The organism is Endozoicomonas sp. ISHI1, assembly GCF_024606225.1.
GTDB lineage: Bacteria > Pseudomonadota > Gammaproteobacteria > Pseudomonadales > Endozoicomonadaceae > Endozoicomonas_A.
Map to the genome: position 1 here is coordinate 1 of NZ_JAGRPU010000067.1, position 17,481 is coordinate 17,481.

Sequence of the window (17,481 nt, forward strand, 5' to 3'; positions counted from 1 at the left end):
ATGGCGGCACCGCACTGTTCATCGCTGCACAACAAAATAACACCGACTGCGTAAAAGTCCTGATTAACGCCGGGGCGGATCTCGACGCTGCCATTTCGAATGGCGCCACCCCGCTGCTCATTGCTGCCCAGTTTGGCCATACCGACATCGTGAAACTCCTGATCGAGGCCGGAGCGGATTTCAACACCCAGAATAACAAGGGAGCCACCCCACTGTTCATTGCTGCCCAGAATGGCCATACCGACATCGTGAAACTCCTGATCGAAGCCCGGGCGGATCTCAACGCCCGGAATAAAAATGGCACCACCCCGCTGATCGTTGCTGCCCAGAATGGCCATACCGACATCGTGAAACTCCTGATCAAGGCCCGGGCGGATCTCGACGCCCCGAATAAAAATGGCACCACCCCGCTGATCGTTGCTGCCCAGAATGGCCATACCGACATAGTGAAACTCCTGATCGAGGCCAAAGTGGATCTCAACGCCCGGGCTAAGAATGGCGGCACCGCCCTGTTCATCGCTGCACAACAAAATAACACCGATTGCGTAAAAGTCCTGATTAACGCCGGGGCGGATCTCGACGCTGCCATGCCGAATGGCGCCACCCCGCTGTTCATGGCTGCCCAGAATGGCCATACCGACACCGTGAAACTCCTGATCGAGGCCGGAGCGGATTTCAACACCCAGACCAACAAAGGCGCCACCCCGCTGCTCACTGCTGCTGCGAAAGGCAATAACGACATCGTGAAACTCCTGATCGAAGCTCAGGCGGATCTCAACGTCCAGAATAAAAATGGCACCACCCCGCTGATCGTTGCTGCCCAGAGTGGCCATACCGACATCGTGAAACTCCTGATCGAGGCTGGAGCGGATCTCAACGCCCGGGATAAGAATGGCATCACCGCACTGTTCATCGCTGCCCAACAAAATAACACCGACTGCGTAAAAGCCCTGATTAACGCCGGGGCGGATCTCGACGCTACCATGTCGAATGGCGCCACCCCGCTGCTCACTGCTGCTTCGAAAGGCAATACCGACATCGTGAAACTCCTGATCGAAGCCCGGGCGGATCTCAACGCCCAGAATAAAAATGGCACCACCCCGCTGATCGTTGCTGCCCAGAACGGCCATACCGACATCGTGAAACTCCTGATCGAGGCTGGAGCGGATCTCAACGTCCGGGCCAAGAATGACGGCACCGCACTGTTTATCGCTGTCCAACAAAATAACACCGACTGCGTGAAAGTCCTGATTAACGCGGGGGCGGATCTCGACGCTGCCATGTCGAAAGGCACCACCCCGATGCTCATTGCTGCTACAAGGGGCAATACGGACTGTGTGAAAATCCTGATCGAAGCCGGAGCGGATCTCAACGCCCAGACTGACAATGGCAACACCCCGCTGTTCATCGCTGCCCAGTATGGCTATAGCGACATCGTGAAACTCCTGATCGAAGCTCAGGCTGATCTCAATGCCCAGAATAAAAATGGCACCACCCCGCTGATCGTTGCTGCCCAGAAAGGCCATACCGACATCGTGAAACTCCTGATCGAAGCTCAGGCGGATCTCAACGCCCAGAATAAAAATGGCACCACCCCGCTGATCGTTGCTGCCCAGAACGGCCATACCGACATTGTGAAACTCCTGATCGAAGCTCAGGCGGATCTCAACGCCCGGACTGAGAATGGCAGTACCGCACTGTTCATCGCTGTTCAACAAAATAACACCGACTGCGTGAAAGTCCTGATTAACGCCGGTGCGGATCTCGACGCTGCCACGTCGAATGGTACCACCCCGCTGTTCATCGCTGCCCAGAATGGCCGTACCAACATCGTGAAACTCCTGATCGAGGCCGGAGCGGATTTCAACACCCAGACTAACAGGGGCGCCACCCCGCTGTTCATGGCTGCCCAGAATGGCCGTACCGACATCGTGAAACTCCTGATCGAGGCCGGAGCGGATTTCAACACCCAGACTAACAAGGGCGCCACCTCGCTGTTGATCGCTGCCCAGAACGGCCATACCGACATCGTGAAACTCCTGATCGAAGCTCAGGCGGATCTCAACGCCCAGAATAAAAATGGCACCACCCCGCTGATCGTTGCTGCCCAGAACGGCCATACCGACATCGTGAAACTCCTGATCGAGGCTGGAGCGGATCTCAACACCCGGGGCAAGAATGGCAGCACCGCACTGTTCATCGCTGCTCAACAAAATAACACCGAGTGCGTGAAAGTCCTGATTAACGCGGGGGCGGATCTCGACGCTGCCTTGTCGAACGGCACCACCCCGCTGCTCGTTGCTGCTGCAAGGGGCAATACCGACTGTATGAAAATCCTGATCGAAGCCGGAGCGGATCTCAACGCCCAGAATAACAATGGCATAACCCCGCTGTTCATGGCTGCCGAGAAGGGCCATACCGACATCGTGAAACTCCTGATCGAGGCCGGAGCGGATCTCAACACCCCACAGACTTGGGATGGCGCGACCCCGCTGTTCGTTGCTGCTGCAAAAGGCAATACCGGCTGCGTGAAAGCCCTGATCAATGCCGGAGCGGATCTCAACGCTCCGGCGTGGGATGGCACAACCCCAATGTCCATCGCAACCGAGATGGGCAATACCGACTGCGTAAAAGCCCTGACCGAGGCCGGGGCAAGGTAGGTAACAGAGGTAAGACAGGGAACAAAAGAAGTTGGATCACTTTCACCTCAGCACCACAGTTTATGCGGCAGGGCTGAAAGCTTCTCTGGGGCAATTGAGAGAACGGTTAACTGCGTAACTTGCGTTATTTTCCTGATCTATCCTTCCCCTCTGTACACCAGAATTCAAGGGTAGAATGATTAAACACTCACTCTTTGCAGCACCACTGTTGATAATGACATTGTCCGTCGTCTGTCAGGCTCAACCGTTGATCAGACGTTTTGTTGTCGAGCTTGAACAGAAAGCAGGTTCTCCAAACCAGAACGTTTTTATAACACCTGACCAACATACACTGTCGTACACCTTGTCAGACATTGCCCACACAAAAGGCTATGCAGGATCGGATTTATCGTCTGATCAGAAACAAGGCAGACTAAACGGTTGCGGGCTAAAAACGACCACCATTGAATCCATTTCGTGGCAGTGGCTTTACGCCACTCGTTTGCTGGTAGTTTACGAACTGATCCTGAACACCAAAAATACCCCTCTCAACTCCACCTCTTATTCATGGCTACCTGTAGAAATGGTTATCGCTGTCGGTTGGCTTTTAAAAAACTATTGGAATATCGACTCACCGTCGTTTAACCCGATGACACAAAAGGAGCTGTGTCAGGACCACCCGTTTTCAGCCATCATTACGATACCTGGCACTGGAAATAATCAGCAACAACGCCCGCCATCAGAGTCATCGGGGCAGCAAGCTCAGGAAGCCACCGCCCACTCTACAGACACTTTCAACAGCTTCCTTTATTCTGACTCTGCCGATGGTAGTGGAGGCTCACAGCAACATCTGCATACTTTGGATTTAAATTGTTTCGTTTCTCCCTGTCATGGCGTTTGTCAATTCCGACCATCATCCGATAGCTGTGGGTCCGCTGAATGGCCGATGAATTCCGCAGCACATTCGACAGGCCATACAGCAGCAACGCCCGGACAAAGCTCATGTCCTCACGTTGAAAATGGACACTGCCCAGAGTGCGCTGGTCATGTAACTAACACAGATGAACTACTCATGGATAGCATTCCCCGCCCCGCTATCTCCGTGGACACTGACGTACCGCCGGAGTCCGACCCCTGTCCTATTTGTAGGATTCACTTCCATGACCGTGATGTAGCGCTTGTGGTCGTCAAAAGCCAATGTTGTGGCAAGCGCTTCGATCTGGACTGTATTTCGAGGTGTTTTGTGCAACACCCCATCGGCTCTCGCCGGTGTGTAATGTGTCGGCAAAATCCGATGCCTATGGTGAATGAGAACACCGGTGAATCTCACCCCGATACATTTTTTCCCGATCAGACGTTTTATCGTGCCTGTTTTGAGGGGGATTTGGATCAGGTGGAGAAGTCACTGGCAGAAGGAGTCAATGTCAATGCCGTTATGAATAATGATCTCACTCCCTTGATGTTGTCATGCATTCGGGGGCACAGGGACGTCTTCGAATGCCTGATCAACGCCGGTGCGGATCTCAATGAACGGACCATCAATGGTGCCACCCTGATGATCATCGCTGCCAAGAGGGGCCATACCGGCATCGTGAAACTTCTGATCGAAGCCAAAGCGGATTTCAACGCCCAAAATAAAGATGGCACCTCCGCGCTGTACATCGCTGCCCAGGAAAACAACACTGATTGCGTAAAAATCCTGATCGAAGCCCGGGCGGATCTCAACGCTCGGCCTTACAATGATGCCACCCCGCTGACCATCGCTGCCCAGTATGGCCATACCGACATCGTGAAACTCCTGATCGAGGCCGGGGCTGATCTCAACGCCCGGAATAACAATGGCACCACCCCACTGATCATTGCTGCCCAGAATGGCCATACCGACATCGTGAAACTCCTGATCGAGGCCAATGTGGATCTCAACGCCCGGTCTAAGAATGGCGGCACCGCACTGTTCATCGCTGTCCAACAAAATAACACCGACTGCGTGAAAGTCCTGATTAACGCCGGGGCGGATCTCGACGCTGCCATGACGAATGGCACCACCCCGCTGCTCATTGCTGCTGCGAGAGGCAATATCGACTGTGTAAAAATCCTGATCGAAGCCGGAGCGGATTTCAACGCCCGGAGTAACAGTGGCATAACCCCGCTGTTCATGGCTGCCCAGAATGGTCATACCGACATCGTGAAACTCCTGATTGAGGCTAAAGCGGATCTCAACACCCAGACCAACATGGGTGCCACCCCCTTGTTCATGGCTGCCCAGAATGGCTATACCGATATCGTGAAACTCCTGATCGAGGCCCGGGCGGATCTCAACGCTGCGGTGTGGGATGGCACAACCCCAATGTCCATCGCAACCGCGATGGGCAATATCGACTGTGTAAAAGCTCTGACCGGGACCGGGGCAAGGTAGGTAACAGAGGTAAGACAGGGAACAAAAGAAGTTGGATCACTTTCACCTCAGCACCACAGTTTATGCGGCAGGGCTGAAAGCTTCTCTGGGGCAATTGAGAGAACGGTTAACTGCGTAACTTGAGTTATTTTCCTGATCTATCCTTCCCCTCTGTACACCAGAATTCAAGGGTAGAATGATTAAACACTCACTCTTTACAACACCTCTGTTACTCATGACATTATCCATCGTCTGTCAGGCTCAACCGTTGACCAGACGTTTTGTTGTCGAGCTTGAACAGAAAGCAGGTTCTCCAAACCAGAACGTTTTTATAACACCTGACCAACACACACTGTCGTACACCTTGTCAGACATTGCCCACACAAAAGGCTGTGCAGGATCGGATTTATCGTCTGATCAGAAACAAGGCAGACTAAACGGTTGCGAGCTAAAAACGACCACCATTGAATCCATTTCGTGGCAGTGGCTTTACGCCACTCGTTTGCTGGTAGTTTACGAACTGATCCTGAACACCAAAAATACCCCTCTCAACTCCACCTCTTATTCATGGCTACCTGTAGAAATGGTTATCGCTGTCGGTTGGCTTTTAAAAAACTATTGGAATAACGACTCACCGTCGTTTAATCCGATGACACAAAAGGAGCTGTGTCAGGACCACCCGTTTTCGGCCATCATTACGATGCCTGGCACCGGAAATAATCAGCAACAACGCCCGTCATCAGAGTCATCGGGGCAGCAAGCTCAGGAAGCCACCGCCCGCCCTGCCGACTCTTTCAACAGCTTCCTTTATTCTGACTCTGCCGATGGTAGTGGAGGCTCACAGCAACATCAGCATACTCTGGGTTTAGATTGTTTCGTTTCTCCCTGTCATGGCGTTTGTCAATTCCGACCATCATCCGATAGCAGTGAGTCCGCTGAATGGCCGATGAATTTCGCAGCAAATTCGACAGACCACACAGCAGCAGCGCCCGGACAAAGCTCATGCCCGCATGTGGACAATGGACACTGCCCGAAGTGCGAAGGCCATTTGAATAACACAGATGTACTACTCATGGATGGCATTTCCCGCCTCGCCGTCTCCGTGGACACTGACGTACCGCCAGAGTCCGATCCCTGTCCTATTTGTATGATTCACTTCCATGACCGTGATGTAGCGCTTGTGGTCGTCAAAAGCCAATGTTGTGGCAAGCGCTTCGATCTGGACTGTATTTCGAGGTGTTTTGTTCGACGCCACATCGGCTCTCGCCGGTGTGTAATGTGTCGGCAAAATCCCATGCCTATGGTGAATGAAAACACCGGTGAATCCCACCCGGATACATTTTTTCCCGATCAGGCGTTTTATCGTGGCTGTTTTGAGGGAGATTTGGATCAGGTGGAGAAGTCACTGGCAGAAGGAGTCAATGTCAATGCCGTTATGAATAATGGTCTCACTGCCTTGATGTTGGCATCCAGTCGGGGGCACAGGGACGTCGTCGAATGCCTGATCAACGCCGGTGCGGATCTCAATGACCGGACCAGGAATGGCGCCACCCTGCTGATCATCGCTGCCAAGAAGGGCCGTGCCGACATCGTGAAACTCCTGATCGAAGCCAAAGCGGATTTCAACGCCCGAAATAAAGATGGCACCTCCGCGCTGTTCATCGCTGCCCAGAATGGCCAAACCGACATCGTGAAACTCTTGATCGAGGCCAAAGCGGATCTCAACACCCGGACTAACAAGGGTGCCACTCCGCTGTACATCGCTGCCCAGGAAAATAAAACTGACTGCATAAAAATCCTGATCGAAGCCCGGGCGGATCTCAACGCCCGGAATAAGAATGGCACCACCCCGCTGATCATTGCTGCCGGGAAGGGCTATACCGACATCGTGAAACTCCTGATCGAGGCCAATGTAAATCTCAACGCCCGGAATAAGAATGGCACCACCGCACTGATCATTGCTGCCCAGAATGGCCATACCGACATCGTGAAACTCCTGATCGAGGCCAATGTGGATCTCAACGCCCGATCCAAGAATGGCGGCACCGCACTGTTCATCGCTGTCCAACAAAATAACACCGACTGCGTGAAAGTCCTGATTAACGCCGGGGCGGATCTCGACGCCGCCATGTGGAATAGCACCACCCCGCTGCTCATTGCTGCTGCAGAAGGCAATACCGACTGTGTAAAAATCCTGATCGAAGCCGGAGCGGATCTCAACGCCCAGACTAACTATGGCACTACCGCGCTGTTCATGGCTGCCCAGAAGGGCCATACCGACATCGTGAAACTCCTGATTGAGGCCAAAGCGGATCTCAACACCCAGACTAACAGGGGTGCCACTCCGCTGTTCATCGCTGCCCAGGAAAATAACATTGACTGCATAAAAATCCTGATCGAAGCCCGGGCGGACCTCAACGCCCAGACCAAGAATGGCACCACCCCGCTGATCATTGCTGCCCAGAATGGCCATACCGACATCGTGAAACGCCTGATCGAAGCCAAGGCGGATCCTAACGCCCAGACTAAGAAAGGCGCCACTGCGCTGTTCATCGCTGCTGCGGAAGGCAATACCGACTGTGTGAAAATCCTGATCGAAGCCGGAGCGAATCTCAACGCCCAGACCTTCAATGGCACCACCCCGCTGTTCATCGCTGCCCAGAAAGGCCATACCGACATCGTGAAACTCCTGATCGAGGCCAAAGCAGATCTCGACGCCCCACGAACTTCGGATGGCACCACCCCACTTTCCATTGCGGCTGAGACAGGCAATACCGACTGCGTGAAAGCCCTGACCGAGGCCGGGGCAAGGTAGGTAACAGAGGCAAGTCAGGGAACAAAAGAAAGGCGTTATCTTTTCCAGTAAACACAGCTTTCAGGTGTTAATGCGATCTACAAGAAACGGTGGAAAGTCGAGGTCTTGGCAGGACTGAAAGCTTCTCTGGAGCAATTGAGAGAAAGGTTAACTGCGCAACTTGAGTTATTTTCCTGATCTATCCTTCCCCTCTGTACACCAGAATTCAAGGGTAGAATGATTAAACACTCACTCTTTGCAACATCACTGTTACTCATGACATTGTCCATCGTCTGTCAGGCTCAACCATTGACCAGACGTTTTGTTGTCGAGCTTGAACAGAAAGCAGGTTCTCCAAACCAGAACGTTTTTATAACACCTGACCAGCACACACTGTCGTACACCTTGTCAGACATTGCCCACACAAAAGGCTATGCAGGATCGGATTTATCGTCTGATCAGAAACAAGGCAGACTGAAGGGTTGCGAGCTAAAAACGACCACCATTGAATCCATTTCGTGGCAGTGGCTTTACGCCACTCGTCTGCTGGTAGTTTACGAACTGATCCTGAACACCAAAAATACCCCTCTCAACTCCACCTCTTATTCATGGCTACCTGTAGAAATGGTTATCGCTGTCGGTTGGCTTTTAAAAAACTATTTTAATATAAAACCACCGCCGTTTAATCTGATGACACAAAAGGAGCTGTGTCAGGACCACCCGTTTTCGGCCATCATTTCGATGCCTGGCACTGGAAATAATCAGCAACAACGCCCGCCATCAGAGTCATCGGGGCAGCAAGCTCAGGCAGCTAGCGTCGGCCCTACAGGCTCTTTCAGCAACTTCCTTTATTCTGACTCTGCCGGTGGTAACGGAGGTTCACAGCAACATCGGCATACTTTGGGTTTAGATTGTTTCGTCTTTCCCTGTCATGGCGATTGTCAATTCCGACCATCATCCGATAGCAGTGAGCCCGCTGAATGGCCGATGAACCCTACAGAAAACTTGACAGGCCACACAAACGCAACGCCTGAACAAAGCTCATGCCCACATTTGGACAATGGACACTCTATAGAGTGCGCAGGTCGTGTAAATAACACAGATCCACTACTCATGGATGGCATTGCTCGCCCCGCTGCCCCCATGGACACCGACGCATCCCTGGAGTCCGATCCCTGTCCTATTTGTCTGGTTCACTTCCATAGCCGTGATGAAGCGTTCGTGGTTGTCAAAGCCCAATGTTGTGGACACCACTTCGACCTGAACTGTATTTCGAAGTGTTTTGTTGATCAGCCCTTCGGTTATCGCAGTTGTCCAATGTGTCGGCAAGACCCGATGCCCATGGTGAATAAGAACACCAGTGAATCTCACCCGGATACATTTTTCCCCGATCGGGCGTTTTACGATGCCTGTGCTATCGGGGATTTGGATCACGTGGAGGAGTCACTGGCAGAAGGAGTCAATGTCAATGCCGTTATGGATGCTGATTTTACTGCCTTGATGTGGGCATCCAGAAATGGACAAAAGGACGTCGTCGAGCGCCTGATCAACGCCGGGGCGAATCTCAACGCTGCCTGTTCGGCTGGTGCAACCGCACTGTATATCGCTGCCCAGGAAAATAAACCCGAGTGTGTGAAACGCCTGATCGAAGCCAAGGCGGATCTCAACGGCAACTGTTCGGATGGCGTCACTCCGCTGTACATCGCTGCTCAGCAAAATTGCACCGACTGCGTAAAAATCCTGATCGAAGCCGGAGCGGATCCCAACGCCCGGACTAAGGATGGCGCCACCGCAATGTTAGTCGCAGCCTGGATGGGCAATACCGAATGCGTGAAACTCCTGATCGAAGCCAAGGCAGATGTCAACGCCCGAGCCAAGAATGGCATCACCCCGCTGTCCATCGCAACTGACATGAGCAATATCCACTGCGTTTTCCTCCTCATCAATGCCGGGGCAGAGTTGAGCAGAAGCGGTGAATGAAACAGAAGAAATGTGCCATCTTCTCCAGTAAACACGGCTTTCTGGTGTTCCCATCTTCTGAGTTTTTGAAATGGGTGATTATTTAGTCACAGCAGACTTTATAGCCATAGAAAAAGTGAAGTTGGATCGCTTTCAGCTCAGCACTACAACCTATACGACAGGGCTTGCTCTCGGGCAGTTGACAGGCCTGTTAACTACGTAACTTGAGTTATTTTCTTGATCTATCCTTCCCCTCTGTACAACAGAATGCAAGGGTAGAATGATTAAGCACTCACTCTATGCAGCACCGCTGCTACTAATGACATTGTCCGTCCTCTGTCAGGCTCAAGCGTTGACAAGATGTTCTGTTGTCGCAGTTGAACAGAAAACAGGTTCTCAAAACCTGAACGTTTCTATAAAACCTGACCAACATACATTGTCGGGCACCTTCTCAGACATTGCCCACACAAAAGGCTGTACAGAATCAGACATACCGCCTGATGATAAACAAGGCAGACTAAACGACTGCGAGCTAAAAACAATCGTCATTGAATCCATTTCGTGGCCATGGCTTTACGCCAATAATTTGCTGGTGGGTTACGAACTGATCCTGACCACCAAAAACACCCCACTCAGCTCCACCTCTTATTCATGGCTACCTGTAAAAGTGGTTATCGCTCTCGGTTGGCTTTTAAAGAGTTACTGGAATACTAATTCACCGTCGTTTAATCCGATAACACAAAAAGAGCCGTGTCAGGATCACCCGTTTGCGGCCATCATTACGATGCCTGGCTCTGGCAATGATCAGCAACAACCCCCGCCATCAGAGTCTTCGGGACAGCAGGCTCAGGAAGCCACCGCCGGTCCTGCTGGCTCTTTCAACAGCTTCCTTTATCCTGATTCTGACTCTGCCGGTGGTAGCGGAGGCTCACAGCAGCGTCTGCATACTTTGGGTCTGGATTGTTTTGTCTCTCCCTGTCATGGCGTTTGTCAATTCCGACCATCATCCGACAGCAGTGGATCCGCTGAATGGCCGATGAATTCCGCAGAACATTCGACAGACCAGAGAGAAGCAGCGCCCGAACAAAGCTCATGCCCACATCTGGACACTGACGTACCGCTGGAGTCCGATCCCTGTCCTATTTGTCTGATTCATTTCCATGGCCGTGATGAAGCGCTTGTGGTCGTCAAAAGCCAATGTTGTGGCCACCACTTCGACCTGAACTGTATTACGAAGTGTTTTGTTGATCAGCCCGTCGGCTATCGCAGTTGTCCAATATGTCGGCAAGACCCGATGCCCATGGTGAATAAGAACACCAGTGAATCTCACCCGGATACATTCTTCCCCGATTGGGCGTTTTACGATGCCTGTGTTATCGGGGATTTGGATCAGGTGGAGAAGTCACTGGCAGAAGGAGTCAATGTCAATGCCGCTATATATAGTGATTTCACTCCCTTGATGTTGGCATCTCGTAAGGGGCACAAGTACATCGTCGAACGCCTGATCAACGCCGGGGCGGATCTCAACGCCCGGTTTGAGGATGGCGGCACCGCATTGTGCATCGCTGCCCAAGAAAATAAGAATGACTGCGTAAAATTCCTGATCGAAGCCAAAGCGGATGTCAACGCCCAGAGTAAGAATGGTGTCACCCCGATGCTCATCGCTGCCCACCAGGGCCATACTGACATCCTGAAAAGCCTGATCGAAGCAAAAGCGGATCTCAACGCCCCGGCTAAGAATGGTGCCACCCCGCTGTCCATCGCGACCGAGCTGGGCTATACCGACTGCGTTAACCTCCTGATCAATGCCGGGGCAGAGTGGGAAGGAGAGGCGGTGAATGAAACAGAAGTAATGTGTCATTTTCTCTAGCAGCCTGTCGGACTTAAGGCTGTCCTACTGCGGTTCATCCCAATATTGGGCAAGGGATGCACTGCGGTCGGACATGACCCTCTAGCTGTAGGAATCCCCGTCGCTAAGAGGGTATCAATTTAAGCAGCAGTGCCAATAGGCAGTTACCTTAACTGGAAACACCACAGGCCATGCGGGCACCGCCACCACCTAGTTTTTTGGGGTGATCGGAATGATTGTCGCCACCAGCGTGAATCATCAATGAGCGACCTTTTAAATCAGCTAATTTCAAGCGTGGTGCTAACACCGCTTGATTAGCATAACCATGGTGATCAACATAAAGAGCGGGCAAATCACCGAGATGACCATCTCCCCAGGAAGCAGCATGCTTTTTAGTGCCGTGAGGGTCATAGTGTCCACCTGCTGCCAGGCCTGCTACCCACTTACCGTTTTTTTGTTTGGCATCGCAGCTGGGATTTTGATGCACATGAAAACCGTGTAATCCAGGCGTCAGGCTATTGAGATCTGGGGTCAACACAACACCGTATTCCGTTTCGCTAGCTGTCACAGTACCAATAGTTTTTTCTACCCCTTGCGCGCTTACCAGATTCATAGGAATGTTAATGTCTGCGATTGCTGGCAACGCTAGTGTCGCTGCAAGTAGCACAATATACTTTTTCATAATATCGTCCTCAAAATTTATAAGTTAGCGAAACAGCCGCATTCGCATCAGGACTATTAAAAAGTCTGTCTAGCATCAGCTCAAGGTAAAAGAATCTATCTTGGCGATAAAGATAATCTATTGAACGGCATGAATAATCAGGCTAAGTACTCAGCCATACGGAATCGAATATTTCTGGCTTATTGGGCAGGTGCTCTGCAAGGCGCAACGACGGGAACATAGCAAGCTATGTGACCAGAGTTGTAACGCAGTCAGAGTGCCTGAACAATAAGTCAGAAAATATGATTTCGTATGGTTGAGTACTTAAGACTCTGTGGCACAATCCCGCTGTGGCCTGATGATTACGCGGAATTATCTCAGCAATTAATGCGAATGTCGTGGGAATAATAATAGCTGAAGCCAATCCACCAAAAATTCTCAGTACAACAGCCACCTCAAAAGAAGGAGCTAAAACAATAGCAGCCCCGTCAATGGCAAATGCACAAAGAGCGATCAATAGTAGTCGTGTTCTATCAACCCGATCTGAAATATACCCAAAAATAGGAGCTGCAATAGCATAAGAAATGGCATAACTTGCAATCAGCCAAGAAGCTTTGGTTGTAGACGTATCAAAAGCTTGAGCTAATGGACGCAACATAGATGACAACATAAACTCTGTTGCACCTACAAAAAAGACAGCCATAGTAAAAACGATAAGAGCTCCTCTTTTTACAGAAGAATCACTATTGTCAAATAGCATGGAATTCTCTTTTACCATTCGTTAATACAACCCTTCCGAATCAGCTTCATAAGTATTACGTAAAATATTGTCTAAAAATTCTTTGAAGCTAGTCTCAAAAACAAGCCCCCCTTTAGAGTTATACTTAAATAAGTCTGCATCCATACTACTATCAATAAAAAGTGCATAAGAGAATCGTTCCTGTTCATTCTTCTGTTCTGATCGTTGCTCCATTACCCTATGTGCGACAGCTGCAATCTGTGTTTCTGCATTCTGCATGAGAATCTCCACAGCGGGGTGACGTCTGTCCCTAAATATACATGAGTACCTGTAATTCTTAGGTTGTGTTCTTTTGCTATTTTAAATATTTCTGGGAGTTTAGATTCTAGAACACCAATTCGACTTTCTAACCCTGTGAAAATATTGTTTCTTGATTTTTCATCGATATTTAGTCGAATGCCAATTTCACCCCCAGGGTTCAGTTTTCCGTACAATTTAAGCTGATCGCGGGAGTCAATATTGATTTGTACGCCTTTCTCAATAATCAGCTTCATTGTAGGCTCACAAATACCGGTGCTCGCAAAAATAATCCGATTTGGACTAAACCCACAATCAAGTGAAAGTTGCATGTGCTTTCGTGAATTTACGAAAATACCAAAACCATTTAACTCCAACATCTTTAACAGTGTGGGATTATCGTTTGCCATTGAAGCAAAATGAATTCCGATATGAGGATATGAAATTGACTTGAATAGGCTGATGTTTTTTTGAATCAGTGATTCATCGTAGAAGTAGAAGGACGAGTCACCCAAATTGGATCTTTCTGTTATAAGTTTTTTTATTGACATTTTTTTTCTAAGTTACAACTCAATAAAAAATAAAAACCTAATAGACAGTAATGATCCTACCTAGGATACAATCAGCCTTCAACCCCTACCTGAATCGGTGACTTCGCGTCCCGGTTATCTATCCGAAAAGCTAGGGCAAAAACATGATCAATCCTTGAACAGCAATGCTGGCCAGAAACCTGTAGATTATTGTTGCCAGGGATGGTAATCACGCTTTGATGATTGAGACTATGGTTACACTGGGTCAACAAGGTAGCAAGGTAACAAGGTAACGCTAAACGCCTTGAGGTGACTGACGACAATGGCGTCAAACACTGGTGTCGCTGTGCTAATAGCGTTCCTCTGAACAAGACTGGGCCGGTTGAAATCCTCAATGTGCTTGATTGCGTCGAAACGGACAAGAAAGGTAAGCGCTACATCTGGGGTTGGATAACCGATATCCCGTTAACCGAAGAAACCATGCTCCCCGTATCCGAAGGGGGAAGATGTCGCTTGTACATAAAAAATGAAATCTTTTATATCCTGAAGAACCAAGGTTATGAACTTGAACACAACTATGATCACGGTGTGCAGCATCTGGCAACCAAACTGCCTTACCTGACGTTCCTGGTGGATCAGGTTCAGCAGCTGTGTTGTCTAGTCTTTCAGGAAGCCCTGAAACTATGGGCGCGTGGAACACGCACCTATGGTCACACCCCATGAATAACTCTAAAGCTGCTGCCTCCGTCGACCTGCAACTGCAAAACCAGCAGTTGTAGTCGGCGTTGGATACTGCGCTTCAGGAACTATCTTCTGCTAAACAGCAACTCAACTGGTTTAAACGGCAACTGTTCGGTGAAAAGTCTGAAAAGCGTTTTACCATCGATAATCCAGATCAGATGGATCTGGGCGAAATCTTCAAAACCCCGTCTGATGTCCCACCACCTGAAACCGGTAAACGGTCAAACAACGAAGAGACTCCCCCTACTTGTCCAGAGGCGCTTTTAACGGATTTTTCCCAAAGCGCTATTTCCAATTCCGGGGAATCAGTTCATCTATTTGTCGTGCGGTGTGGGAAATCCATACAGAGGAAGAAAAGGATCATTCTGGGATTTTTTCTAGCTGAGGATACCGCCTATGTATGCTTTGAAAAACTTAATGCATAAGGTTTGCTCTGTCAATAGAGGGAGTCTCTTCGTTGTTTGACCGCTTACAGATAAGTTACCAAGTGAATACGGCTATTTAGGTGTAAGAATTAGGTATATATACCTGTTGCAATAAAGGACTCTATGGGTATGATTTGCAGCACATGGGCCAATGAGCTGTAACCAATCTGCATATTTAGTCAATAGGCGGTGCTCTGTTTTCACTAAGTAAAAGCTGATCGGTTTTGATTGAAAATGTGAGAATATCTCTAGGTCAAGAATTAGCTTTGTCAGCTTATATTAAGTGCTTTCAATAATTAGGATATAGTTTAGATAATAATGAAAGCAAAAATACTTGGAAAACTTTCGATTGATAAAAATAAAATTAAAAATGAAATTTCTGTCATTGAAGAGTCTGGTTTTGATGATGCCTATAAAGAATATTCTATAGGAAAGTGGAGAACTAAATCTATATGGAATCAAAATGGAATTAATGGCGAAGCAATATCTAAAGAGTATTGCGGTCATGCAAAGAGGACTTTTTTTTCAAACCAGCTTACCTATATTAATGAAATAATTTCAAAAAATTTCAACACAAAATATATCAAGCCAGTTAGAGTTTTAAACTCTTGTGAAAATGGGATGATTTTTCCACATAAAGATTACTTGGAATTCAAAAAAGGGTTCAATCGAGTTCATGTGGTTCTTTATACTGATAAAAACTGCCTAAATTCTGAAAAAGATACTATTTACCACATGAGGGCTGGAGAAGTTTGGTATGTAGATGGTAGCAATATACATAGTGCGATGTCGCTATCTGAAAAAGGTAAATTTACTCTTATAATAGACTTTTGTCCCGATATTTCTTTAGAAAAGATATTCTCAAGAAATTCTAGTGTAGTAAAAGACAATATTGAACCATTTGTTAAGTATGATATTGGGCTGAATCAATTTTTGATCCAAAAAGCTTCTACAAACGTGTTGAAAAAAAACAAACCTCTAAAAAAAACACTTTGCAATGGTTTATCTAAGAAATGCGAGTCATGGAAAAATATTAAACCGGAAAGGTTTGTTTTCTTTGCGTAGATTACCAGCTTTTCATAGTATAGTTGATACCCCGAGTTTATCTTATAAACCTCAAAATCCACTATCAACAACTGGGGATTATGGGATAGCATTTTTTGCTCATGAAGAGAAAACAGTTTTCAATGCGTCTCTTGAAAAGCTTCATAGTTTAGAAAGCTCAGGCCTTTTTAAAACCTGCTGTTGAGGAATTGCAAGTGCACCCTGTATTATTTATATTAATGTCTGTATCAATTCAGGCTTTTTCGTTTGCTTATGTTTCGAAAGAATTTGAACCCGGTGAAATTATACAGTATTCATTGATTTCATTTCTTTTGTGTGGTTTGGTATTTTCAATGGTTTTATATAAAAAAGGGAATCTTTGTTTAGAAGCAAAAGAAATACATGAACTATTCAGGCTGAATATTGCAACCAGCTTTGCTTTTCTTGGCTTTTATTTGTCACTTATATTTATTCCACCTTCTATATCGAGCCTTATTGAGGCATCTTCATCCCCACTGTGGGCAGTATTTTTTACTTATATTTATATAAAAAAGCTTGAGAATAATATTCCACTATTAGTCCTTATTTTTTTGTTCGGTCTAGTGACGCTTAGCTTTTCAATTGAAAGTTTTAATATCAAAATTTTTACAGGCCTAACGCTGAGTATTCTTGCTGGAGCTGGAGCCGCATATATTGCGACTATATCAAATCAAGGAAGTATGAATGATCTTTCGCGAGAAAAAATTCTCGCTTATAGGTTTTATGGATCTGCAATATGCTCTGCTTTCTTGCTATATACTACTGGGGGTTGGAATTTTGATGTTTATTTCTTGCTCAAAGCTTCTGTCTTATCTTTATTGGGGTTTCTTTTGCCAATGCTCTTGTTGCAAATAGGTATGGAAAAAACTAAGCCCGTTATCACTATTTTGTGCTTATCGCTAATCCCACTCTTGTCTTACATTTCTGAGATGTTGCTCGGTTCAAATTTCGATCTGAAAGCAGCATTAATGATGACAGTTACCTTGTTTTTGACTGCATATTACATCTTTAGCAGCACCAGGAAAACTGTAAAAGAAGAAGGTGTTGTGGTCCGCTGAAGTATCATTGGTATAAGACAGTAAGTGTAATTCTCATGTAACCGTTCGAGATGGGGGGAGACTCCCCCCTGCTTTTCGAGGACAGATTTTAACGGATTGGCGCGTGGACTTAATGTGCATAAAGATTCAGGCTGGTTGACCATACTTAGATCTATTAAGCCAGGGCTGGAAGTATTGCGAGATAACCCGCTGTGTCAGGATAGATGTCGCCTCTTTTGATTCATGACTCTCAATAATTGAGAGCATACAAAAAGAGGCTGTTATGACTCGCTACTCCAAAGAAATGAAAGAGTCCATTATCCAGAAGATGA

Annotated in this window: 13 protein-coding genes; 9 read left to right on the forward strand and 4 right to left on the reverse strand. The window is 48.0% G+C overall.

Annotated elements, in window-relative coordinates; translation table 11 throughout:
- From KBW69_RS22385 to KBW69_RS22405, 5 genes are all read left to right on the forward strand, one after another.
- On the forward strand, nt 1–2,660 hold a 2,660-nt coding region (locus KBW69_RS22385; RefSeq protein WP_257282349.1), incomplete at its 5' end, for an ankyrin repeat domain-containing protein.
- A 175-nt stretch (nt 2,661–2,835) separates the two neighbouring features.
- Nucleotides 2,836–5,055: an ankyrin repeat domain-containing protein gene (locus KBW69_RS22390; protein WP_257282350.1), complete on the forward strand. Its 2,220-nt coding sequence runs from the start codon at nt 2,836–2,838 to the stop codon at nt 5,053–5,055.
- 175 nt (nt 5,056–5,230) lie between these two features.
- Nucleotides 5,231–7,849 carry an ankyrin repeat domain-containing protein gene (locus KBW69_RS22395; RefSeq protein ID WP_257282351.1) on the forward strand — a complete coding sequence of 873 codons (2,619 nt, stop codon included), beginning with the start codon at nt 5,231–5,233 and terminating at the stop codon, nt 7,847–7,849.
- 216 nt (nt 7,850–8,065) lie between these two features.
- Nucleotides 8,066–9,808 carry an ankyrin repeat domain-containing protein gene (locus KBW69_RS22400; RefSeq protein ID WP_257282352.1) on the forward strand — a complete coding sequence of 581 codons (1,743 nt, stop codon included), beginning with the start codon at nt 8,066–8,068 and terminating at the stop codon, nt 9,806–9,808.
- Between the two features lie 259 nt (nt 9,809–10,067).
- On the forward strand, nt 10,068–11,657 hold the full coding sequence (locus KBW69_RS22405) for an ankyrin repeat domain-containing protein (RefSeq protein WP_257282353.1): 1,590 nt from the start codon (nt 10,068–10,070) through the stop codon (nt 11,655–11,657).
- 148 nt (nt 11,658–11,805) lie between these two features.
- On the opposite strand, the gene sodC is transcribed toward KBW69_RS22405, so the two are convergent.
- The 4 genes from sodC to KBW69_RS23990 all read right to left on the reverse strand — a co-directional run bounded on the left by sodC (nt 11,806) and on the right by KBW69_RS23990 (nt 13,884).
- Nucleotides 11,806–12,318 (reverse strand): superoxide dismutase [Cu-Zn] SodC, encoded by a 513-nt coding sequence (sodC, locus tag KBW69_RS22410; protein ID WP_257282354.1) that lies wholly within the window; start codon nt 12,316–12,318, stop codon nt 11,806–11,808.
- Between the two features lie 226 nt (nt 12,319–12,544).
- The gene (locus KBW69_RS22415; RefSeq protein ID WP_257282355.1) at nt 12,545–13,075 is read right to left on the reverse strand and encodes an MFS transporter; all 531 of its coding nucleotides are present in this window, start codon (nt 13,073–13,075) and stop codon (nt 12,545–12,547) included.
- 3 nt (nt 13,076–13,078) lie between these two features.
- Entirely contained in the window at nt 13,079–13,315 is a 237-nt protein-coding gene (locus tag KBW69_RS22420) for a hypothetical protein (protein WP_257282356.1), read from the reverse strand.
- Nucleotides 13,270–13,884, reverse strand: a complete 615-nt coding sequence (locus tag KBW69_RS23990) for a hypothetical protein (protein ID WP_373690730.1) — start codon at nt 13,882–13,884, stop codon at nt 13,270–13,272. Before KBW69_RS23990 ends, KBW69_RS22420 begins: the two co-directional genes overlap by 46 nt.
- 288 nt (nt 13,885–14,172) lie before the next feature.
- On the opposite strand from KBW69_RS23990, the gene KBW69_RS22425 reads away from it, so the two are divergent.
- The 4 genes from KBW69_RS22425 to KBW69_RS22440 all read left to right on the forward strand — a co-directional run bounded on the left by KBW69_RS22425 (nt 14,173) and on the right by KBW69_RS22440 (nt 17,170).
- A complete protein-coding gene (locus tag KBW69_RS22425) occupies nt 14,173–14,586 on the forward strand; it encodes a hypothetical protein (protein ID WP_257252694.1) in 414 nt (137 codons plus the stop codon).
- A 62-nt stretch (nt 14,587–14,648) separates the two neighbouring features.
- On the forward strand, nt 14,649–15,029 hold the full coding sequence (locus tag KBW69_RS22430; RefSeq protein ID WP_373690731.1) for a transposase: 381 nt from the start codon (nt 14,649–14,651) through the stop codon (nt 15,027–15,029).
- Nucleotides 15,030–15,347: 318 nt separating this feature from the next.
- Nucleotides 15,348–16,094: an aspartyl/asparaginyl beta-hydroxylase domain-containing protein gene (locus KBW69_RS22435; RefSeq protein WP_257282357.1), complete on the forward strand. Its 747-nt coding sequence runs from the start codon at nt 15,348–15,350 to the stop codon at nt 16,092–16,094.
- Nucleotides 16,095–16,288: 194 nt separating this feature from the next.
- Nucleotides 16,289–17,170 (forward strand): EamA family transporter, encoded by an 882-nt coding sequence (locus KBW69_RS22440; protein ID WP_257282358.1) that lies wholly within the window; start codon nt 16,289–16,291, stop codon nt 17,168–17,170.
- Nucleotides 17,171–17,481: the final 311 nt, after the last annotated feature.

Coding starts and splice junctions, on each gene's coding strand:
- KBW69_RS22420 (WP_257282356.1), bottom strand. CDS start 13,315: ATGCAGAATGCAGAAACACAGATTGCAGCTGTCGCACATAGGGTAATG.
- KBW69_RS22405 (WP_257282353.1), top strand. CDS start 10,068: ATGATTAAGCACTCACTCTATGCAGCACCGCTGCTACTAATGACATTG.
- KBW69_RS22415 (WP_257282355.1), bottom strand. CDS start 13,075: ATGGTAAAAGAGAATTCCATGCTATTTGACAATAGTGATTCTTCTGTA.
- KBW69_RS22390 (WP_257282350.1), top strand. CDS start 2,836: ATGATTAAACACTCACTCTTTGCAGCACCACTGTTGATAATGACATTG.
- KBW69_RS22435 (WP_257282357.1), top strand. CDS start 15,348: ATGAAAGCAAAAATACTTGGAAAACTTTCGATTGATAAAAATAAAATT.
- KBW69_RS23990 (WP_373690730.1), bottom strand. CDS start 13,884: ATGTCAATAAAAAAACTTATAACAGAAAGATCCAATTTGGGTGACTCG.
- sodC (WP_257282354.1), bottom strand. CDS start 12,318: ATGAAAAAGTATATTGTGCTACTTGCAGCGACACTAGCGTTGCCAGCA.
- KBW69_RS22400 (WP_257282352.1), top strand. CDS start 8,066: ATGATTAAACACTCACTCTTTGCAACATCACTGTTACTCATGACATTG.
- KBW69_RS22395 (WP_257282351.1), top strand. CDS start 5,231: ATGATTAAACACTCACTCTTTACAACACCTCTGTTACTCATGACATTA.